At 34.3% G+C, this 1025-nt stretch carries 1 protein-coding gene; it reads left to right on the forward strand.

What is annotated here, in order from left to right; genetic code table 11:
* Positions 1 to 56: 56 nt before the first annotated feature.
* The coding region (locus FTU87_RS14980) for a transposase (protein ID WP_180097752.1) at positions 57 to 1025 on the forward strand (969 nt) is incomplete at its 3' end.

Consider the following 1025-nt stretch of genomic DNA (forward strand, 5'->3'; position numbering starts at 1 on the left):
TAGGACTTACGCATTGACGGATTCAAAAAAGTATTAAAATACTTTATAAAGTATCTGTGATCAGACGAATTAAACATGCTTCTACAGCAACTTGTACATTACCCATTTATATGGGCTTTCTCATGACAGAACCGAACTCTATTAGCTGCACACAACTTGCCGAGACTTATAATATCTCGCATGATAGTGTAAATCGCTTTCTAGAGCGTGAAGACTACACACCTCACGACCTATATCAAGAATCAATTCAACATATTGATAATAATAAACTTATAGTCAGTATTGATGATACTGTTTTAGATAAACCATATAGTCAACATATGGACTTGGTTAGCTATTTTTGGTCAGGCAAACACCACCGATCCGTCAAGGGTATTAATCTCATTACCTTGTATGCGACAGATCAAAATGGTCAAAATATTCCAATTAATTTCCGAATTTATGACAAATCTGAAAGTAAAACCAAGAATGATTACTTTATAGATATGTTAAGTGAAGTACTCAGTTGGGGTGCAAAGATTCAATTTATTACAGGTGATAGTTGGTATTCATCGACTGGAAATCTAAAAACCATAAGAAAATATGGTATTCGATTTATGTTTGGTATCGACTGTAACCGTAAGGTTTCCCCAGAAAAAGGACAATGGTTTCAACTGCGTTTATTGCCAGATTTCCATCAGGGTCAAGTGGTCTGGCTCAAAGATTTTGGCTTTGTACAATTATTTAAGACTCAGTTAAAAGAACAGCAGAGGTTTTATATTGTGCATCAAGATGAAGATGATTTATTGTCCTTTGAGGGTTTTCATGAATTACATTCAAGTCATTGGAAAATAGAGCAATATCACCGGGTGATTAAACAGGTTTGTCATATTGAAAAGTTTCAAGTAAGACGATCTAAACTGATTTTGAATCATATTTTTTCAGCCTTGATGGCCTACGTTGAGATACAAAAGAACCAGTTTGAGCGGATCTTTGAAAATGTATATCGTTGGCAGAAGAAATTATTTAGACCAGTTATCAAAAAC

The organism is Acinetobacter sp. YH12156 (assembly GCF_013418235.1).
In the GTDB taxonomy this organism is placed as follows: domain Bacteria; phylum Pseudomonadota; class Gammaproteobacteria; order Pseudomonadales; family Moraxellaceae; genus Acinetobacter; species Acinetobacter pseudolwoffii.